This is a genomic window from Streptomyces sp. Act143 (assembly GCF_003143935.1).
GTDB lineage: Bacteria > Actinomycetota > Actinomycetes > Streptomycetales > Streptomycetaceae > Streptomyces.
This window is the reverse complement of record NZ_QFRX01000022.1, coordinates 333-1,050: the sequence shown is the minus strand read 5'-3', so window position 1 is coordinate 1,050 and position 718 is coordinate 333. Positions and strand designations below refer to the sequence as shown.

General features: G+C 66.4%; 1 protein-coding gene. It reads left to right on the top strand.

The genetic code is table 11. The features are described 5' to 3' along the window. Positions 1-10: 10 nt before the first annotated feature. The coding region (locus DI272_RS44045) for a condensation domain-containing protein (RefSeq protein ID WP_309221706.1) at positions 11-718 on the top strand (708 nt) is incomplete at its 3' end.

Sequence of the window (718 nt, the reverse complement as noted above, 5' to 3'; positions counted from 1 at the left end):
GGGCAGTCCGGTGGCCGGCCGCACCGATCAGGCGCTGGATGAGTTGGTCGGGTTCTTCGTCAACACACTGGTGTTGCGCACGGATACGTCGGGTGATCCGAGTTTCGCCGAGTTGATCGCTCGGGTGCGGGAGCGGAGTCTGGCCGCCTATGCGCACCAGGATGTCCCCTTCGAGTACCTGGTCGAGTTGCTCAACCCGACCCGGACCCTGTCGCACCATCCGCTGTTCCAGGTGATGCTGGCGCTGCAGAACGCGCCTGAGGCGAGTTTCCGGCTTCCCGGGCTGACGATCGATGTCGCTCCGGGGCGCACGGGGACGGCGAAGTTCGACCTGTTCTTCAGTCTCGCCGAGCAGCGCGGTGCCCATGGTGAGCCGCAGGGCATCAGCGGGGCTGTGGAGTACTCCAGCGACATCTACGACGCGCCTACCGTGCAGGCCCTGTTCGACCGTTGGCTGCACTTCCTCGACATCGCCACCACCCACCCCGACCAGCCCCTCAACCACATCGACATCCTCACCCCCGACGAACACCGGCGTGCCGTGGTGGAGTTCAACGACACCGCGCGTGCCGTGCCGGATGCGTGCCTGGGCGAGCTGTTCGTGCGGCAGGTGACTGCGACGCCGGATGCTCCGGCGCTCACCGACGGCGCCGTCACGCTCACGTATGCACAACTCGACGCGTGGGCGAATGAGTTCGCTTGCGAGGTGATCGGCAGG